At 72.8% G+C, this 14563-nt stretch carries 20 protein-coding genes and 1 other RNA gene; 10 read left to right on the top strand and 11 right to left on the bottom strand.

The window, feature by feature from the left end:
• Positions 1 to 132: 132 nt before the first annotated feature.
• The 3 genes from V6U88_RS04650 to V6U88_RS04640 form a co-directional block, all read right to left on the bottom strand.
• The gene (locus tag V6U88_RS04650; protein ID WP_334450094.1) at positions 133 to 1566 is read right to left on the bottom strand and encodes an RNB domain-containing ribonuclease; all 1434 of its coding nucleotides are present in this window, start codon (positions 1564 to 1566) and stop codon (positions 133 to 135) included.
• Between the two features lie 65 nt (positions 1567 to 1631).
• The gene (locus V6U88_RS04645) at positions 1632 to 2510 is read right to left on the bottom strand and encodes a histone (protein ID WP_334450093.1); all 879 of its coding nucleotides are present in this window, start codon (positions 2508 to 2510) and stop codon (positions 1632 to 1634) included.
• A gap of 84 nt (positions 2511 to 2594) precedes the next feature.
• On the bottom strand, positions 2595 to 2798 hold the full coding sequence (locus V6U88_RS04640) for a hypothetical protein (protein WP_334450091.1): 204 nt from the start codon (positions 2796 to 2798) through the stop codon (positions 2595 to 2597).
• 167 nt (positions 2799 to 2965) lie between these two features.
• Here V6U88_RS04640 and V6U88_RS04635 point away from each other — a divergent pair, with 167 nt between their 5' ends.
• Together V6U88_RS04635 and V6U88_RS04630 are read left to right on the top strand one after the other, a co-directional pair.
• On the top strand, positions 2966 to 3409 hold the full coding sequence (locus V6U88_RS04635; RefSeq protein WP_334450090.1) for a hypothetical protein: 444 nt from the start codon (positions 2966 to 2968) through the stop codon (positions 3407 to 3409).
• 86 nt (positions 3410 to 3495) lie between these two features.
• Positions 3496 to 3999, top strand: a complete 504-nt coding sequence (locus V6U88_RS04630) for an NUDIX hydrolase (RefSeq protein ID WP_334450089.1) — start codon at positions 3496 to 3498, stop codon at positions 3997 to 3999.
• A 29-nt stretch (positions 4000 to 4028) separates the two neighbouring features.
• Here the strand turns inward: V6U88_RS04630 and V6U88_RS04625 are convergent, their stop codons facing one another.
• The 5 genes from V6U88_RS04625 to V6U88_RS04605 all read right to left on the bottom strand — a co-directional run bounded on the left by V6U88_RS04625 (position 4029) and on the right by V6U88_RS04605 (position 7307).
• Complete coding sequence (locus V6U88_RS04625; RefSeq protein ID WP_334450088.1) at positions 4029 to 4994, bottom strand: hypothetical protein; 966 nt, start codon at positions 4992 to 4994, stop codon at positions 4029 to 4031.
• A complete protein-coding gene (locus V6U88_RS04620) occupies positions 4988 to 5314 on the bottom strand; it encodes a PadR family transcriptional regulator (protein WP_334450087.1) in 327 nt (108 codons plus the stop codon). Before V6U88_RS04620 ends, V6U88_RS04625 begins: the two co-directional genes overlap by 7 nt.
• A 97-nt stretch (positions 5315 to 5411) precedes the next feature.
• Positions 5412 to 6182 carry a hypothetical protein gene (locus V6U88_RS04615; protein WP_334450086.1) on the bottom strand — a complete coding sequence of 257 codons (771 nt, stop codon included), beginning with the start codon at positions 6180 to 6182 and terminating at the stop codon, positions 5412 to 5414.
• Between the two features lie 41 nt (positions 6183 to 6223).
• The gene (locus tag V6U88_RS04610; RefSeq protein WP_334450085.1) at positions 6224 to 6796 is read right to left on the bottom strand and encodes a GNAT family N-acetyltransferase; all 573 of its coding nucleotides are present in this window, start codon (positions 6794 to 6796) and stop codon (positions 6224 to 6226) included.
• A 154-nt stretch (positions 6797 to 6950) separates the two neighbouring features.
• The gene (locus tag V6U88_RS04605) at positions 6951 to 7307 is read right to left on the bottom strand and encodes a low temperature requirement protein A (protein ID WP_334450084.1); all 357 of its coding nucleotides are present in this window, start codon (positions 7305 to 7307) and stop codon (positions 6951 to 6953) included.
• Positions 7308 to 7374: 67 nt separating this feature from the next.
• Here V6U88_RS04605 and V6U88_RS04600 point away from each other — a divergent pair, with 67 nt between their 5' ends.
• Both V6U88_RS04600 and coaD read left to right on the top strand, forming a co-directional pair.
• The gene (locus tag V6U88_RS04600; protein WP_334450083.1) at positions 7375 to 7908 is read left to right on the top strand and encodes a DUF6817 domain-containing protein; all 534 of its coding nucleotides are present in this window, start codon (positions 7375 to 7377) and stop codon (positions 7906 to 7908) included.
• Between the two features lie 56 nt (positions 7909 to 7964).
• On the top strand, positions 7965 to 8369 hold the full coding sequence (gene coaD / locus V6U88_RS04595; RefSeq protein ID WP_334450082.1) for a pantetheine-phosphate adenylyltransferase: 405 nt from the start codon (positions 7965 to 7967) through the stop codon (positions 8367 to 8369).
• A 296-nt stretch (positions 8370 to 8665) separates the two neighbouring features.
• Here coaD and rnpB read toward each other — a convergent pair.
• Positions 8666 to 9081, bottom strand: an RNA gene (rnpB, locus tag V6U88_RS04590) — RNase P RNA component class A.
• A gap of 235 nt (positions 9082 to 9316) precedes the next feature.
• Here rnpB and V6U88_RS04585 point away from each other — a divergent pair.
• Entirely contained in the window at positions 9317 to 10078 is a 762-nt protein-coding gene (locus V6U88_RS04585) for a sulfite exporter TauE/SafE family protein (RefSeq protein WP_334450081.1), read from the top strand.
• Positions 10079 to 10332: 254 nt separating this feature from the next.
• Here V6U88_RS04585 and mctP read toward each other — a convergent pair whose 3' ends face one another.
• Both mctP and V6U88_RS04575 read right to left on the bottom strand, forming a co-directional pair.
• Complete coding sequence (gene mctP / locus V6U88_RS04580; RefSeq protein WP_334450080.1) at positions 10333 to 11988, bottom strand: monocarboxylate uptake permease MctP; 1656 nt, start codon at positions 11986 to 11988, stop codon at positions 10333 to 10335.
• Positions 11989 to 12046: 58 nt separating this feature from the next.
• Positions 12047 to 12313 carry a DUF3311 domain-containing protein gene (locus V6U88_RS04575; RefSeq protein WP_334450079.1) on the bottom strand — a complete coding sequence of 89 codons (267 nt, stop codon included), beginning with the start codon at positions 12311 to 12313 and terminating at the stop codon, positions 12047 to 12049.
• A 203-nt stretch (positions 12314 to 12516) separates the two neighbouring features.
• Here V6U88_RS04575 and V6U88_RS04570 point away from each other — a divergent pair, with 203 nt between their 5' ends.
• The 5 genes from V6U88_RS04570 to V6U88_RS04550 are packed head-to-tail and all read left to right on the top strand — an operon-like array spanning position 12517 to position 14548.
• Complete coding sequence (locus V6U88_RS04570; RefSeq protein ID WP_334450078.1) at positions 12517 to 12819, top strand: hypothetical protein; 303 nt, start codon at positions 12517 to 12519, stop codon at positions 12817 to 12819.
• A gap of 13 nt (positions 12820 to 12832) precedes the next feature.
• Complete coding sequence (locus V6U88_RS04565) at positions 12833 to 13567, top strand: hypothetical protein (protein WP_334450077.1); 735 nt, start codon at positions 12833 to 12835, stop codon at positions 13565 to 13567.
• Complete coding sequence (locus tag V6U88_RS04560) at positions 13564 to 13977, top strand: YbaB/EbfC family nucleoid-associated protein (RefSeq protein ID WP_334450076.1); 414 nt, start codon at positions 13564 to 13566, stop codon at positions 13975 to 13977. Before V6U88_RS04565 ends, V6U88_RS04560 begins: the two co-directional genes overlap by 4 nt.
• Entirely contained in the window at positions 13977 to 14348 is a 372-nt protein-coding gene (locus V6U88_RS04555) for a YbaB/EbfC family nucleoid-associated protein (protein WP_334450075.1), read from the top strand. Before V6U88_RS04560 ends, V6U88_RS04555 begins: the two co-directional genes overlap by 1 nt.
• Positions 14345 to 14548 carry a hypothetical protein gene (locus tag V6U88_RS04550; RefSeq protein WP_334450074.1) on the top strand — a complete coding sequence of 68 codons (204 nt, stop codon included), beginning with the start codon at positions 14345 to 14347 and terminating at the stop codon, positions 14546 to 14548. Before V6U88_RS04555 ends, V6U88_RS04550 begins: the two co-directional genes overlap by 4 nt.
• Positions 14549 to 14563: the final 15 nt, after the last annotated feature.

Below are 14563 nucleotides of genomic sequence, written 5' to 3'. Positions count from 1 at the left end.
CCCAGCACCGTCGGCCACTGTGACAATCCCCGCTGCCTCTCCCCCGCCCTCGGATGCCGCCAGTTACCGAGAAAGCGTGGGCATTCGGCGCGCGAAGGCCACGCTTTCTCCGAAAGCGCGCGGATCTTGGGGTCAGGCGCGTTCGAAGAGGACCTTGCGCTGGGTGGGGTCGGCGGTGACCAGGCGGACCGGGATCCGCTCGCCCAGCGGCAGCTCGCCGGTGCAGCGGGCGCGTACCGCCGGGGCGTCCAGGGCCACCGTGCCGCCGGGCAGCCGCCCCGGCTTCGACTGCCCGTTGGGCGGGGTGTCCACGTCGAGCACGGCGGCCTCGAAGACCTCCCCCACCCGGTGTTGCAGCAGTACCGCCTCGGCCAGCTCGATGGCGCCCCGGGTGGCCGCGCCGGCCGTCCGGTCGGTTGCCGCCATCACCTCGGGCAGCTTCGGCAGCGCCGCGCGGGCCCAGTCGGGCACCGGCCGCTGCTCGTACAGGGCCAGGCAGACCTCCGTCGCGTACCGGTCGGCCAGCCGGCGCAGCGGGGCCGTGACATGGGCGTACGCGGCCGCGACTCCGCCGTGCTCCGGCTGCTCGGGCAGCTCGCCGTCGAACGCGGTGTAAGCGGCACCGCGCATCAGCTCCGCCGCCTGGTCGACGAAGGCGGCGGCCCGGGGCTGCGCGGCGTCCAACCCGGCGAGCACCTCGCCCACGCCGGCGCCGTCGGGCCACCGCACGCCCAGCGGGGCGGCGGCGGCGCGCAGCCGGGCCACCCCCTCGGGCTTCGGCGGCGGCATGGTGCGCAGCAGCCCGATCCGGCCGGCGAGCATGATGTCGGCGGCGGCCATCCCGGTCAGCAGCGAGATCTGCGCGTTGTGGTCCTCCATCGGCACCGGGCCGCGCAGCACCAGCCGCCAGCCGTCACCGTCGGGCTCGACGTCCTGCTCGGGCAGGGGCAGGTTCACCGCGCCCCGGCGCAGGCCCCGGGCGGTGAGCAGGGCGCCGATCTCGGGCAGCAGGGCGATCGGTTCGGGCAGCCGTCCGGCGTCGGCGGCGGCCTGCACCCCCACGTAGTCGAGCTTGGCCCGGCTGCGGACCCGGGCGCGTTCCAGCCCGACGCCGGTCGTCGCGCCGTCGGCGTCGAGGTCGATGGTCCAGACCACCGCCGCCCGGTCGACGTCGGGCAGCAGGCTGGCCGCCCCCTCGCTGAGGGTGTGCGGGTGCAGCGGCACGTTGCCGTCGGGCAGGTAGACGGTCTGCCCGCGTCGCCAGGTCTCCTCCTCCAGCGCGCCGCCGGGGCGTACGTGGGCGGCCACGTCGGCGATGGCGTACCGCACGCGGTAGCCGCCACCGGGTCGGCGGGCGAGGTGCATCGCCTGGTCGAGGTCGCGCGACGTCGCGGGGTCGACCGTGACGAACGGGACGTCGGTACGGTCGGCCACGGCGGCCGGTGGGGCGCCGGCGGCCTCGTCCGCCTCGCGCTGCGCCGCGTCCGGGAAGCCCTCGGGCAGTCCCAGCTCGCGGCGCAGCGCGCCGAAGTCGATGCGGGGCGCCACTACGCGTCGGATGACCACGGGTCAATCCTGGCAGTCCCGCGCGTGATCCGCTCTCCGGCGAGGCGGCGGCGGTCGCCGTACGGTCAGCCGGTGGCCTTGCGGGCGCGGGACCGGGCGCCGGCGGGCGGGGTGGCCCGGGCGGCGGCCGGGCGCGCCGGCACCTTGCGGGCGGTGGTCTTCGTGACGGTCGTGGTCTTCTTCGCCGGTGCCTTCGTCGCCGTCGCCTTGCGGGTGGTGGCCGAGGAGGTGGCGGTCGCCTTCCTCGCCGGCGCCTTCTTGGCGGTGGTCTTCGAGGCCGGCGCGGTCCTGACGGTGGTCTTCTTCGCCGGTGCCTTCTTCGCCGCCGTGGTCTTCTTGGCCGCGCCGCCGGTGGTCTTCTTCGCCGCGCCGGTGGTCTTCTTGACCGCGCCGGTGGCCTTCTTCCCCGTGGAGGTGACCTTGCGGGCGGCGGTCGAGGCCTTCGCGGCCGTGGTCTTCTTCGCCGCGGGCGCGGTCTTCTTCGCGGCGGCCGTGGTCTTCTTCGCCGCGCCCGTGGTCTTCGCGGCGGCCGTGGTCTTCTTCGCCGCGCCCGTGGTCTTCGCGGCGGCCTTCTTGGCGGGGGCCTTCGCCGCCGTCGCCTTCGACGCGGGGGCCCTCTTGGCGGTGGTCTTGGCGGCAGGGGCCTTCTTGGCGGTGGTCTTGGTGGCGGGCGCCTTCTTGGCCGTGGTCTTCGTCGCGGGGGCCTTCTTCGCGGTGGTCTTCGAGGCCGGGGCCTTCTTCGCGGCGGTCCCAGTGGTGGCCGGGGTCCGTCCCGCCCCGGCACCCACCGCGCTCGCCGCCGCCTTGCCGGCCGGCGCCTTCCGGGCCGCTGCGGTGGTGGTGGACCGGCGTGCCGCGGTGCTGCGGGTGGCGCCCGCGGTCCGCGCCGCGGCGGCGGACTTCTTGGCGGCCGGGCGGGTGGTGGCCTGTTGTGCTTCGGCCATCTCGGTTCCCTCCTTGGGGACATGCGCTCGCGTGCCCCCGGTGCGGAGGCACGGAGTTCCTCGACGCGGGCCGTCCCGCGCCGTTTAGCTGCCCTCCCCGGCCCAGCGGGCGTCCTCGGCCTCCCACGCTTCATTGCGCTCCCGCACCGTCTGCAGGGCGTTCTCCGCGTCGGCGGACGAGGGGTACGGTCCGAGAACGTGCTTCGCAGGGCACACGTCGGCATCGGTCTCGACCCGGTGGTGTCGGGTGCACCAGTAGTAGCGCCCACCACTTCCGCTGTCGTTCATGAGATCACTGTGCACCGGGAGCAGCCCGGCCGCCACCGGATCGCGCAAATAGTCGCGACGACCTCCACAGTAGACGTGCTGGTCGGGGCCGCGGGGCCGAATCCGCCGAAGCCGTACCCGGGCCGACGGGGCAGCCGGAAGGGCGGTCGGTGGCGGAGAATCCCCCGGTGCGTTTCGGGGGGAGAACATCGGCACGGGTACGCCGCGGCCTGCTCGCCGCGGCCGTGGTCGCGGTGCTGGCCGTGACGGCGGTGGCGATCGCGGCACCGCTGCTGCGGGACCGGTCGCAGCAGCGACTGGAGCAGCGGGCCGACCGCGAGGTGACCGCCATCGCGCAGCGGACGCGGGGCGAACTGCTGGCCGACCCGACGGCCGGGGAGGCCGCCCTGCGCCGCGCCGCGGACCGGGTCGACGGCGTCGAGGTGCTGGCCGTGGAGGGCGGCGGGCAGCGCCGGGAGGCCGGGGTGCGCCTGGTCTTCCGGGTACGCGTGGCGAAGACCGCCGCCAGCGTCTTCGGCTGGCAGCGGGCCACCACCGAGCGGTGCTTCGCGCAACTGGTGCGCGACGGCGCCGGTCCGGCGGCCCTGGAGCGGGTGCCCTGTCCGGCCTGACCGGTCGGCGCGGGCGGCCGGGGCTGGTCGGGCGCGGCGGCGCCGTCGGCCGGCAGCGGCGCGGCGGCGACGGTTAGGGTCGCCGGATGGGCGTACCGGACTACATCCTGCGGATGCGCGAGCACGTCGGCCACGACCTGCTGTGGCTGCCGAGCGTCAGCGCGGTGGTCCGCAACGAGGCCGGCGAGCTGCTGCTGGGGCGGCGCTCCGACGACGGCCGCTGGTCGGTGGTCAGCGGCTTCGTCGAGCCGGGCGAGCAGCCGGCCACCGCGGTGGTGCGCGAGGTCGAGGAGGAGACCGGCCTCTGCGTCGAGCCGGTACGCCTCAGCAGCGTCGTCTCGCACCCGCACACCTATCCCAACGGTGACCGCTGCGAGTACCTCAACCTCGGCTTCCACTGCCGACTGGTCTCGGGCACCGCGCGGGTCAACGACGACGAGTCGGTGGCGGTGGAGTGGTTCCCGGCGGACCGGCTGCCCGAACTGGACGCGCACGCCCGGCTGGTGATCGCGCGGGCGCTCGCCGACGACTCGGCCTCCTGGTACCTGCCCGCCGGTGCGACCTGGGACGAGTTCTCCGCCGCGCGCTGACCCGGGCACAGCCGGCCGCCGGTCGGTGCTCAGGCCATGGCCTGCGCCGTCGTCGCCGGCGCCGCGGGTTCCGCCCGGGCCGTCCGGATCGCCCAGGTGAGCGCGTACGGGGTGCACGCCAGGTAGAAGTTGGGCTCGACCAGCACGAGGTCGGTGATGAGGAACCGTTCCCAGTCGGTCGGCCGGGGGAAGCCGAAGGACCAGTCGGTCCAGCAGGTGAGCAGCCAGAGCGGGGCGGAGATCCGGTCGACGCCGTCCGGCGGCAGCTCGGTGACCGGCTGTCCCGGATCGATCGGTGGGATGGCGGCGACCACGGTGGCCACCACCGCCACGTCGGCGGCGGCGAAGGCCGCGAGCACGCCGACCGTCCAGGCGAGCCGGAGCCGTCCCCGCCGGGCCAGGGTCGCCGCGGCCCAGAGCGCCAGGGTCAGCCCCGCCAGCCAGACCAGCACGCCGGGCAGGACGCGGGCGAGTTGCCGCGCGTCGTCGAGCAGGGCGACCTCGGCCGGCACGACGGTGATCGCCACGGCGAGCCCGACGCCGACGGCGGTGGCCGGCGGTCCCACCCGTACGGCGTGCCGGGCCGCCCGGGCCACCACCACAGCGAGCAGCACTCCGAGCCCGGCGCAGAGCATCGAGAAGAGCGGCAGTTGCAGCCGCTGCGCCCACCCGAACCGCAGCTCCAGCGCACCGTGCACGGTGGCCATCGCGAAGAGGGCGACCGCCACGATCGCGACGCAGGCGGGCGGGGCGAGCAGCAACGCGGCGGCCGTACGCCGTACCTGCCGTCGCCACACGGTCCGGTCGACCAGCGGAGCGGCGGCGCGGCTGGTGGCCAGGCTGGCGGCGAAGCGCAGCATCCGGACCCGCTGCCCGGCCTCGGCGAGGACGTGCAGTTCGGCGGTCCACTCCCGGCGCAGGTCGTCGCGGAGCGCCACGGGCCAGCGCCGGGCGGCCGCGCGGAGCAGCGCCTCGGCCACCCGCCGGGTCACCATGCCGGCGCTCCGGCCGGGCCGCCCAGGGCCGGGCCGGCCTTCGGGGTGAGGGCGCGCAGCTCGGCGAGCGCCTGCCGGGCGGCGGTCACGCCCTCGGCGGTGAGCCGGTAGTAGCGCCGGGCGGGCCGTCCGGCGGTGGCCGGGTCGACCTCCTCCCAGTCGGCGTCGAGCCAGCCGGCGTCCTGGAGGCGGTGCAGCACCGGGTAGAGGGTGCCGCTGGGCAGGCCGGTCGCCTTCATCAGGTCGAGGCCGTAGCGCGCGGCGTCGGGCTCGGCCAGCAGCGCCGCCAGCACCTTGGCCACCGGAATCGTCATCCGCATGCGGCGGACTATATCTGTTCTCTACATAGGGTGCTGTCCCTCTCCGGCGGTCGCCGCCCCTACTGCCGGCGGCCTCGGCCGGTCGACCGGCGACCGGTCAGGAGTCCGCCCCGCCGAGGACCGACCGCAACCTGTCCAGTTCCGGGGTGGTACCGATCGCCGACCGACGCTCCGGGTGCTCGACGTAGTGGCGGACGGTGGCGGCCAGGAAGGCCAGGTCCACGTGCAGCGGCCCGACCGACAGCTGATGCGGCACCGGGCGGCCCGCTGGCGACGTCGGCTGTTCGGAGAGGACGAGCGCGGCGAAGACCTTCCCGGCCGGCGCGGGCGGCCCGCCGGGGAGCAACCGGTCCCACCGGACGGTCCTGTGCTTCACCAGGCCCCGCAGCGTCATCCCGGACTCGTCGAGGGTCAGGCGGGGCCGGTCGTCCCAGAGCACCAGCACCACGACCACCAGGACGGCCACCAGCGCGAGCACGTTCCACACCAGGGCGTCGCCCGACTCGAAGAACCGGACCCGGTCCTCGCCCGGCACCCGCTCGGTGATCAGCGGACCGCCCGCCAGCCAGCCCGCGATGATCGACCACGGACCGCTCCAGGCCGGCGCGGCCGGCGCCGTGAAACGCCGATTGACGAGGTCGACCCGGAAGGTCGCCGGTCGACGGCGAGCCGCACGGGTGAGCAGCAGGTAGCCGGCCATCGGGACCAGGATGCTGCCGACGCTGACCGCCACCCAGGCGAGCAGGCCGGCGGCGGCGGAGTCCAGGCTCCAGGTGAGCGGCTTCAGCCAGAACTCGGCGCCGATCCGCAGCAGCGACGCGGCCAGCGCGAAGGGCAGGGCGGCGAGGCGCGCCGTACGGGGGGTCACCGGCGGGAGTCTAGGCGGGTCGATCAAGGATCCCGGCCGCGTCAGGCATCGGTGTGCAGGCGGGCGTGCAGGTGCATGTCGTGCCAGCCGTCGGCGTGCCGGCCCTCGCCACGCTTCGTACCCTCGGCGGGAAAGCCGGCCCGCCCCGCCACCCGGCAGGACGCCTCGTTCGCCGTGGAGTGACACAGCTCGACCCGGTGCAGCCGGAGCGTGTCGAAGCACCACGCGGTCACCGCGGTGAGCGCGCGCGGGGCGACCCGGCGGCCCCGCGCGGCGGGCAGCACCCAGTACGACACCTCGGCCAGGCCCTCGGCCAGGACGAGCCGGCGCAGGCTGACCTGCCCGACGACCACGCCGGCGTCGCACACCGCCCACCCGGCGCCGGTCTCCGCCCGCCACCGGCCCGGCCAGGCGGCGATCCAGTCGGCGGCCTCGTCGTCGGTCATCGACCGGCAGTGCCAGCGCCGAATCGCGGCGTCGGCGTACGCCGCCACCACCACCGGACGGTCCGCCGGCAGCCAGGGCCGCAGGTGTACGCCGTCAGCGGGCAACTCCGGCTGCGTCAGCGCGGCCATCGATCCGGGCGGTACGGCGGGCGCAACGAGCATCGGCACGAGTGGACTGTAGGCGGTCCTCCTGCCCCGCGTGGGGGCCGCGGCGGGCGCCGGCACGCCGTAGGCTGCGCGAGGTCCCGGCCCCGCCGGAGACGACGATGGACACCCACACCGAGCCGGTCGAGATCCTTGCCCGGGTGAGCGAGCAGGACGGTCACCAACGGGCGTTCGAGGTCTGACTAGCTGCGGGCCCGCCGAGGATGACGGCGATCCGGGCCGGCGGTGTACGTCCGAGCGGGTGCGCGATGGCAAGTTCGTAGCCAACGGAAATCGGGATGATGCCGGCGACCATGATCGGGTGGGCGAACACCACTGGACGTCCGCGAACCGGTCCGGGAGCCGCTGCGAGGGCCGCCGCCATCACGTCTCCAGCGCTGTAGATGTAGATGCGCCCGAGCAGCACCGTGGTGACAAACGCCGAAAGGACAGCTGCCGAATGAGCAGTCTGAAACCCGCTCTGGTCGAGCGTCAGCCCGGTGACCAGGCACCAGGTGGGGTGACGAGCATCCACGGCGCTGTGACATATTGCCCACGCCCAGGGGCCAGCGAATCCGACAGCCGATACCTACAGTCGGGCCATGAGCACCGACAAAGGCGTGCGGGTCTGGCTCCGCCGGCAAGGAGCTGAGCAGATCGCGCATCCCGGGGGCAACCTGTACGCCCACCTATGTCGAGTCAGCGAACGACTCGCCGTGCTTGGCTGCAGCAGTGACGTGCAAGCCGCGGGCCTTACCCACGCCGTCTACGGCACCGACGGGTTCGACCTCGCCCTGCTTGATCCGGCCGATCGTGCTGTGCTACGGGATCTCGTTGGTGCCGACGCCGAGGAGCTTGTCTATCTGTATGGCGCCTGCGACCGTAGACGCAGCTGGCGGGAGCTGGCAAAGACCAGCCAGGTGTTCGACCGCTTCGTACGTCAGGTGAGAACGCCGAATGCGACTCAACTTCGGTCGCTCATGGACCTGAGCATCGTCAACGAACTGGACGTCATCGAGCACGATCCTGCGGTGGCGGACCGGCACGGCACCTACTTCCGGGAACTGTTCGCCTCTTGGGCCCCACTCGCCTCTGAGCAGGTCATCCGCGATGCGCAGCGGGTCTTGCGGCCGTGACACCCGAACCATCGACAGGTCCACATTCGATAGCACGCACCCCCGGTCGCGTACGCGTGCGAGCCGTCTACCCCGGCAGCTTTGATCCCTTCACTCCCGGGCATTTGAATGTGGTGAAACGGGCACGCGACCTCTTCGACGAAGTGGTCGTGCTCGTCGCGGTCAACAGCAACAAGCATCCGGGCACCGACGAAGAGGAGCGAGCGGCCGCTGTCCGGGCCATTCTGCCGGTCGAGTGGACCTCCGTCACCGTTGCGGCCTGGAGCGGGTTGACCTCCACCTACTGCCGTCGCCATGAAGTGGGAGTGATCGTCCGCGGCGTGCGTAACACCACCGACCTTTGGACCGAGTACCAGCTCGCCGCGATGAACCAGTCGCTGGGTGTCCCCACGGTATTTCTGCCTGCGCAGCCCGAACTGGCCGCGGTGTCTTCGACTGCCGTGCGCACGCTGGGGAAGTGACCTTCGTCCACGCAGTGCGCGGTTCTTGAAATTCGTGCTGTGGGGTGTTGACGGCGCGACGCCGGAGCAGTGCGCCGAGATGCTGGACGGCTTGGATTACGTCACCTACATACGTGACCGATGCGGGCCGGTGCGGGTTCCGCCACCTCCACGACCGGACTGGCTAGGACGTCGCTGACCCAGCGCCGCGTGACGTTGCCCGTCGAACGGCGACCGTTATTGACCGACGACGACCGGTAGCACCCGGAGAAACAACAGGTCAGTCGCCCTGTACAGGCGGCTGACCTGGTGGGCGACGGACGAGTCGACCTGTACGCCGGATTCTGTGCGCGGCGCGTACCCCTCGCGGGGTACGTGCCGGCGGCGGCCATCCATCTCGGCCTGCCGTCGCCGACAGGCTCATGCGGCCTACCCGCAGACATCGGGCGGGCAACCCTCAAGCGTCTGCGCCGGGTCGTCATCTTGCGGTGACGGCCCTTTCTTGGCCTTGCTCCGGGTGGGGTTTACCGAGCCACCCCGGTCACCCGGGGTGCTGGTGGGCTCTTACCCCACCGTTTCACCCTTACCGACCCGATGGGCCGGCGGTCTGTTTTCTGTGGCACTGTCCCGCGGGTCACCCCGGGTTGCCGTTAACAACCACCCTGCCCTGTGGAGTCCGGACGTTCCTCGGCGGCGGGCCGGAGCCCGCCGACGCGACCGCCCGGTCGACTCGTCCGTCGCGCCTTCATCCTAACGACGCGGCGGCCCCGCCCATTTCCGACCCGGGAGAGCCTCCGGGCGTCCCCACTGACCGGTTTGCGACGCGTCGCGAGGTTCGGCGACAGGGGACGCCGCTTACACGTCGCAAACCGCACCGGCGCCAGCTCACGGGGACGGTGGGCAGGGTGCATCTGAGGGGGCGCGGTACCCGCGCGCGGCGGAGCGGGGCGTACTAGCCTCGGGGCACCATGGATCTTTCCGACGCCGCGCTCCTGCTCGCCGCCGGTCTCGCCGCGGGGACGGTCAACGCGGTGGCCGGAGGCGGTTCGCTGATCACCTTTCCGGCGCTGATCGCGGTGGGGCTGCCCCCGGTGCCGGCGAACGTCACCAACTCGGTCTCGGTCTGTCCCGGTTACCTCTCCAGCGTGGCGGGCAGCCGCCGCGACCTGCCGTCGACGCGTTCGCTGGCGGCCCTGGTGCCCACCACCGTGGTGGGCACGATCGTCGGCTGCCTGCTGCTCTTGGCCACCCCAGCCCGGGCGTTCGAGCTGGTCGTGCCGTTCCTGGTGCTCGGCGCGACGGCGGTGCTCGCCTTCCAGGATCCACTGCGCGCGCTGGTCGGGCATCCGCGCGACCTGGCGCCGCGCCGCCGTACCGTCACGGTGCAGGCCATGGTCGGGCTCGGCGCGGTGTACGGCGGCTACTTCGGCGCGGCCCTGGGGGTGATGCTGGTCGCCGGCCTGGCCCTGGTGCTGGACGCGACGCTGGCCCGGGTCACCGCGATCAAGAACCTGCTCTCGGCGGTGGTCGGGCTCACCACGGTGGCGGTGTTCGCGCTCTTCGGGCCGGTGAACTGGGCGGCGGTCGCGGTGGTCGCGCCGGCCACGCTGGTCGGCGGGTACGCCGGCGCCCGGCTGGTCCGTCGGCTGCCGCCGGTGTTCCTCAAGATGCTGATCGTGGCCTTCGGCACGGTGATCGGCCTGTACCTGCTCTGGCGGGCGCTGCGCTGAGCCCGGGCCACATCTCGCCTCGCGGGGCCAAGGGTGGGAGCCGGACAGTACGAAGCTGATGACGTAGACGGATCAGCGGCCGATCCGTCTACGTCATCAGCTCCACAGCCTCCCAGCACCGCGGCGGGCCGCGCTGCGGCCGGCCGCCCTCGAACTACTGGCCCATCGCCGCCCGAACCACGGGGCTCGGCGTCGGCAGGGCTGCCGGCCCGCCCGGGCGTCCGCCACAGCGGCGCACCCGGGCGGGCCGATCCTCATGCCACCGGCTCGCGGGCCGAGTCGGCGTCGCGGTCGGTGCCCGGGGTGACCCGGGGGTCGCCCTCGTCGGCGAAATAGTCGTCCGGCGTGGTGTTGTCCACCCCCTCATTGACCTTCGCGGCCCGCAGCACCAGCGTCAGCAGCGCCGCCACCAGCAGGTTCACCAGTACGGCCACGATGCCGACGTAGATCGTCTTCTTGGTGTCGAAGCCGAACTCGGACAGCGGGAAGGCCGAGCCGGCGAAGTGCTTCTTGCCGGTCACCGGGTTGCCGATCTGGTAGAGCATCCACATGCCGAGCGCCATGCCGGCCGCCCAGCCCGCGATCAGCGCGGTGCGGTGGAACCAGCGGGTGTACAGGCCCAGCGCCACCGCCGGCAGCGTCTGGAGGATGATCACGCCGCCGATGAGCTGGAGGTCGATGGAGAACTGCGGGTCGAGGAAGATGATGCAGGCCACCGCGCCGACCTTGACCACCAGCGAGGTGATCTTGGAGACGTTCGCCTCCTGGGCCGGGGTGGCGTCCCGCTTGAGGTACTCCTTGTAGATGTTGCGGGTGAACAGGTTGGCCGCCGCGATCGACATGATCGCCGCCGGCACCAGCGCGCCGATGCCGATGGCCGCGTACGCGACGCCGGCGAACCAGTCCGGGAACTGCTGGTCGAACAGGACCGGCACCACCGTGTTGTTGTCCACGCTCCCCGCGGTCGCCCCGGGCAGCGGCTTCACCCCGGCCGCGATGGCCATGTAGCCGAGCAGCGCGATCAGGCCGAGCAGCAGGCTGTACGCCGGCAGCGCAGACATGTTGCGCTTGATCACGTCCCGGTTCCGGCTGGCCAGCACGCCGGTGATGCTGTGCGGGTAGAGGAAGAGCGCCAACGCCGAGCCGAACGCCAGGGTGACGTACTGGAGCTGGTTGTTGGCGTTGAGCAGGATGCCGTCGTTCGGCGCCGCACTCGCCGAGAACTTGGCGTCCGCCGCGTCGAAGATCGAGCCCCAGCCGCCCAGCTTGTACGGCAGGTAGAGCACCGCCACCAGGATCACGATGTAGATCAGCGTGTCCTTGACGAAGGCGATCAGCGCCGGCGCCCGCAGCCCCGACTGGTAGGTGTACGCGGCCAGGATCGCGAAGGCGATGATGATCGGCAGGTGTCGGGCCAGCGCGGTGTCCCCGGTGACCCCCATCGTCTTCAGCACCGCCTCGATGCCGACCAGCTGCAACGCGATGTACGGCATGGTGGCGACGATGCCGGTGATCGCGACCAGCAGCGCCAGCACCGGCGAGTCGAAGCGGTTGCGGACGAAGTCCGCCGGGGTGACGAAGCCGTGCCGGTGCGAGACCGACCAGAGTCGACAGAGCACCAGGAAGACCATCGGGTAGATGACGATGGTGTAAGGCACGGCGAAGAAGCCCGCCGCGCCCGCCCCGAAGATCAGCGCCGGCACCGCCACGAAGGTGTACGCGGTGTAGAGGTCACCGCCGACCAGGAACCAGGTGATCCAGCCGCCGAAGCTGCGGCCGCCCAGCCCCCACTCGTCGAGGTGGGCCATGTCCCGCGGGGCGCGCCAGCGGGCAGCCACGAAGCCCATGGCGCTGACCAGCAGGAAGAGCAGCGTGAAGACAATGATCTCGGTCAGGTGGTCACGCCACATCACTGCACCGCCTTCGTTCGCGACTGCGGGGCTCGCAGGCCAGGCTCACTCCTCGCGCTCACCGGCCACCCCGCTTCTTCGTCATCTGGTACACCAGGGTCGTGGTGGCCACACCGAGCAGGATGTAGGCCAGTTGCAGCCAGTAGAAGCGCGGGAAGCCGAAGAGCCGGGGCGAGTCCGCGTTGAAGAACACCGGGATCAGCGGCACCAGAATCGGGATGAAGAGCAGCCAGTTCCAGGGACTGTGGTCCTTGGCCCTGGACGACGCCGTGCTTGCCGCGGGATCCGGTCCCGGCTCGGCCGGTGGTGTTCCGGGATCACTCATCTGCGTCTCCGAAGGGTCGTGGATCGGTCTGATCGCGCGGAGGCTAACCAGGCTGTGAGCGTGGTCACGCCACTCGCCGACGCGCCCTGCGCCGAGCGGCAATTCCGCTGCGCCGAATGACGTTCCCGCCCCTCGACGGGGCAGCCGGCCGGGCCCCGCCCCGCTAGCCTGGGGCCTCACGCACTGACGGGGGGTGGTGCAGGGTGTCGCAGTACGCGACCGAGGCGATGCGGGCGTTGGGGTCCTCCTTCTCCACGTACGCCGACGACCTCGACCAGCAGACCCGCCCGACGCTGGCCGGGCTGGAGCTGCCGGAGGGGGCCTTCCCGCTGTTCGCGATGCCGGCGGCGAACGACTACGCGCAGTCCCTGTTGGCGGTCGGCGCGGTGACCACCGCGCTGCGCGACACCTTCGACGCGATCGGCGCGGCGCTGCACCGGGTCGCCGGCCACTACGAGCAGTTGGAGGCCGACCAGGCGGCCGGCTTCCACCGCAGTCACGACTGACCGAGGGGGACCGATGCCTGCCGGCTGGGACGAGGGCGGCTGGACCGACACCGACAGCGACGCGTTCGACACCTTTCTGATCCGAGGGCTGGTGGCCGCCGCCACCAGCGGCCTGATCGTCGCGCTGGAGCCCTCCGGGGCCGGCATGGCGGCGGCCACCCTGACCGGGCTGCTGGTGATGCCGAACGTCGTCGACCCTGAGCCATGGCTGAGCAACTCCGGCACCTGGGGCGAGCTGAAGAACGCGTACGACAGCATGCACGCGCAGCTGCTGAGTCAGATCGAGAAGGTCGACGGGTTCTGGCAGGACTCGGCGGCCACCCAGTTCCACGCCTTCGCCACCGGCGACCTGCTGCCGGCCCTGGAGCGACTGGCCCAGACCTGCTCCCTGATGGACTCGTACTGCGCGCAGATGGCGACCGGCGTGATCACCACCCTCGGCGCGTTCCTGGTCGCCACGGTCAGCGCCGCCGTCGCCGCCGTGGCGGCCAACGCCGCCGGTCCGGTCTCGCCGGCCGTCAAGATCGGCATCTTCGCCTCCTGGGCGGCCTTCGCGGTCGCCGTGATCGGCCTGCTGGCCGGTTTCGTGATGACGGTCTGGCTCGCCGCCAAGACCCTCGGCGACGCCAACGACGAGCTGGCCAACAAGTTCGCCGACCGGAGCGGGCAGATCGACACGGCCAGCATCCGGCTGCCCGAGTCCCTGAAGATCGTCATCGGCGATCCGGCGGAGTGGGTGCAGCGGTGAACGCGGACGCGGAGGCCATCGCGGCGGCGGCGGACGAGGCGCGCCGCCGGGGCTACACCGACGCGTCGCTGCGCGCCGTCCGGGAGCGGGTGGACGACCTGGCCGCCCGGATCGCCGCGCTGCGCCAGGAGAGCGTCGAGGCGAGCGACGCCACCGGCACGGTGACCGCCCGGGTGACCGGCGACGGCGAGGTGGCCGAGGTCTACCTCAGCCCGCAGGCCGTCCGGGACCTGGACGCCGACCAGCTCGGGGCCGCCTGCCTGGAGGCGGTACGCCAGGCCCAGTCCCGGCTGTCGACCACCCTCACCGACCGGATCCGGGAGATCACCGGCAACGACGGCGTCGACCAGCCACCCGCACCCCGGCAGGCGCTCGACGAGTTCCTCCGCCGCAGCGGGGAGGTGGGCTGATGCAGCGACCGGATTTGGGCGCCCTGGCCCGACAGATGACCGCGGCGATGACCGCCGCCGTCGAGTTCGCCGAGGGGGCGGCGCACCGGCGGCACGTCGTCTCCTCGCCCGGCGGCGAGGTCACCGTGGAGATGTCCGGGGCGCGGGAACTGCTGGACATCCGCATCGACCCCCGGGCCCGGCGCACCGTCGACAACCTGACCCTCGGCGAACTGGTCACCGAGACGATCAGGGCGGCCGGCCGCCAGGTGGACGAGGCCCGCCAGGAACTGCTCGACTCGCTGCGGATCGGCGACCACGCCGTCGGTGACGTGATGCGCGACCCCCAGCGCCTCGTGTCGCGGCTGACCGAAGAAAGGCCCCGCCCGTGACCCGGCAACCCCGCTCGCCGCGCCGCAACGCCGCGATCCTCGGCTACCTGCTCTGCGTCGCCACCCTCGGCCTGGGCTTCCTGGCGTTGCAGCCGGGGCTGCCGCCGCTGATCCGGCTCGCCGTGGGCCTGGTGTGGCTCGCGGTGGCGCTGCCGTGCCTTTACTTCATGCGCTGGCTGCTGCGCTCCGGGCGCGGCTGACCGGCCGGTCGGCCG

The sequence above is a fragment of the Micromonospora sp. CPCC 205739 genome, assembly GCF_036906795.1.
Taxonomy (GTDB): Bacteria; Actinomycetota; Actinomycetes; order Mycobacteriales; family Micromonosporaceae; genus Micromonospora.
This window is presented reverse-complemented; position numbering and strand designations above follow the sequence as displayed.

Excerpts from the sequence above, each read along its gene's own strand:
- V6U88_RS04575 (WP_334450079.1), bottom strand. The coding sequence starts at position 12,313 with ATGAGTGATCCCGGAACACCACCGGCCGAGCCGGGACCGGATCCCGCG.
- V6U88_RS04585 (WP_334450081.1), top strand. The coding sequence starts at position 9,317 with ATGGATCTTTCCGACGCCGCGCTCCTGCTCGCCGCCGGTCTCGCCGCG.
- V6U88_RS04600 (WP_334450083.1), top strand. The coding sequence starts at position 7,375 with ATGAGCACCGACAAAGGCGTGCGGGTCTGGCTCCGCCGGCAAGGAGCT.
- V6U88_RS04620 (WP_334450087.1), bottom strand. The coding sequence starts at position 5,314 with ATGCGGATGACGATTCCGGTGGCCAAGGTGCTGGCGGCGCTGCTGGCC.
- V6U88_RS04640 (WP_334450091.1), bottom strand. The coding sequence starts at position 2,798 with ATGAACGACAGCGGAAGTGGTGGGCGCTACTACTGGTGCACCCGACAC.
- V6U88_RS04645 (WP_334450093.1), bottom strand. The coding sequence starts at position 2,510 with ATGGCCGAAGCACAACAGGCCACCACCCGCCCGGCCGCCAAGAAGTCC.
- mctP (WP_334450080.1), bottom strand. The coding sequence starts at position 11,988 with ATGTGGCGTGACCACCTGACCGAGATCATTGTCTTCACGCTGCTCTTC.
- V6U88_RS04630 (WP_334450089.1), top strand. The coding sequence starts at position 3,496 with ATGGGCGTACCGGACTACATCCTGCGGATGCGCGAGCACGTCGGCCAC.
- V6U88_RS04565 (WP_334450077.1), top strand. The coding sequence starts at position 12,833 with ATGCCTGCCGGCTGGGACGAGGGCGGCTGGACCGACACCGACAGCGAC.
- V6U88_RS04555 (WP_334450075.1), top strand. The coding sequence starts at position 13,977 with ATGCAGCGACCGGATTTGGGCGCCCTGGCCCGACAGATGACCGCGGCG.
- V6U88_RS04625 (WP_334450088.1), bottom strand. The coding sequence starts at position 4,994 with ATGGTGACCCGGCGGGTGGCCGAGGCGCTGCTCCGCGCGGCCGCCCGG.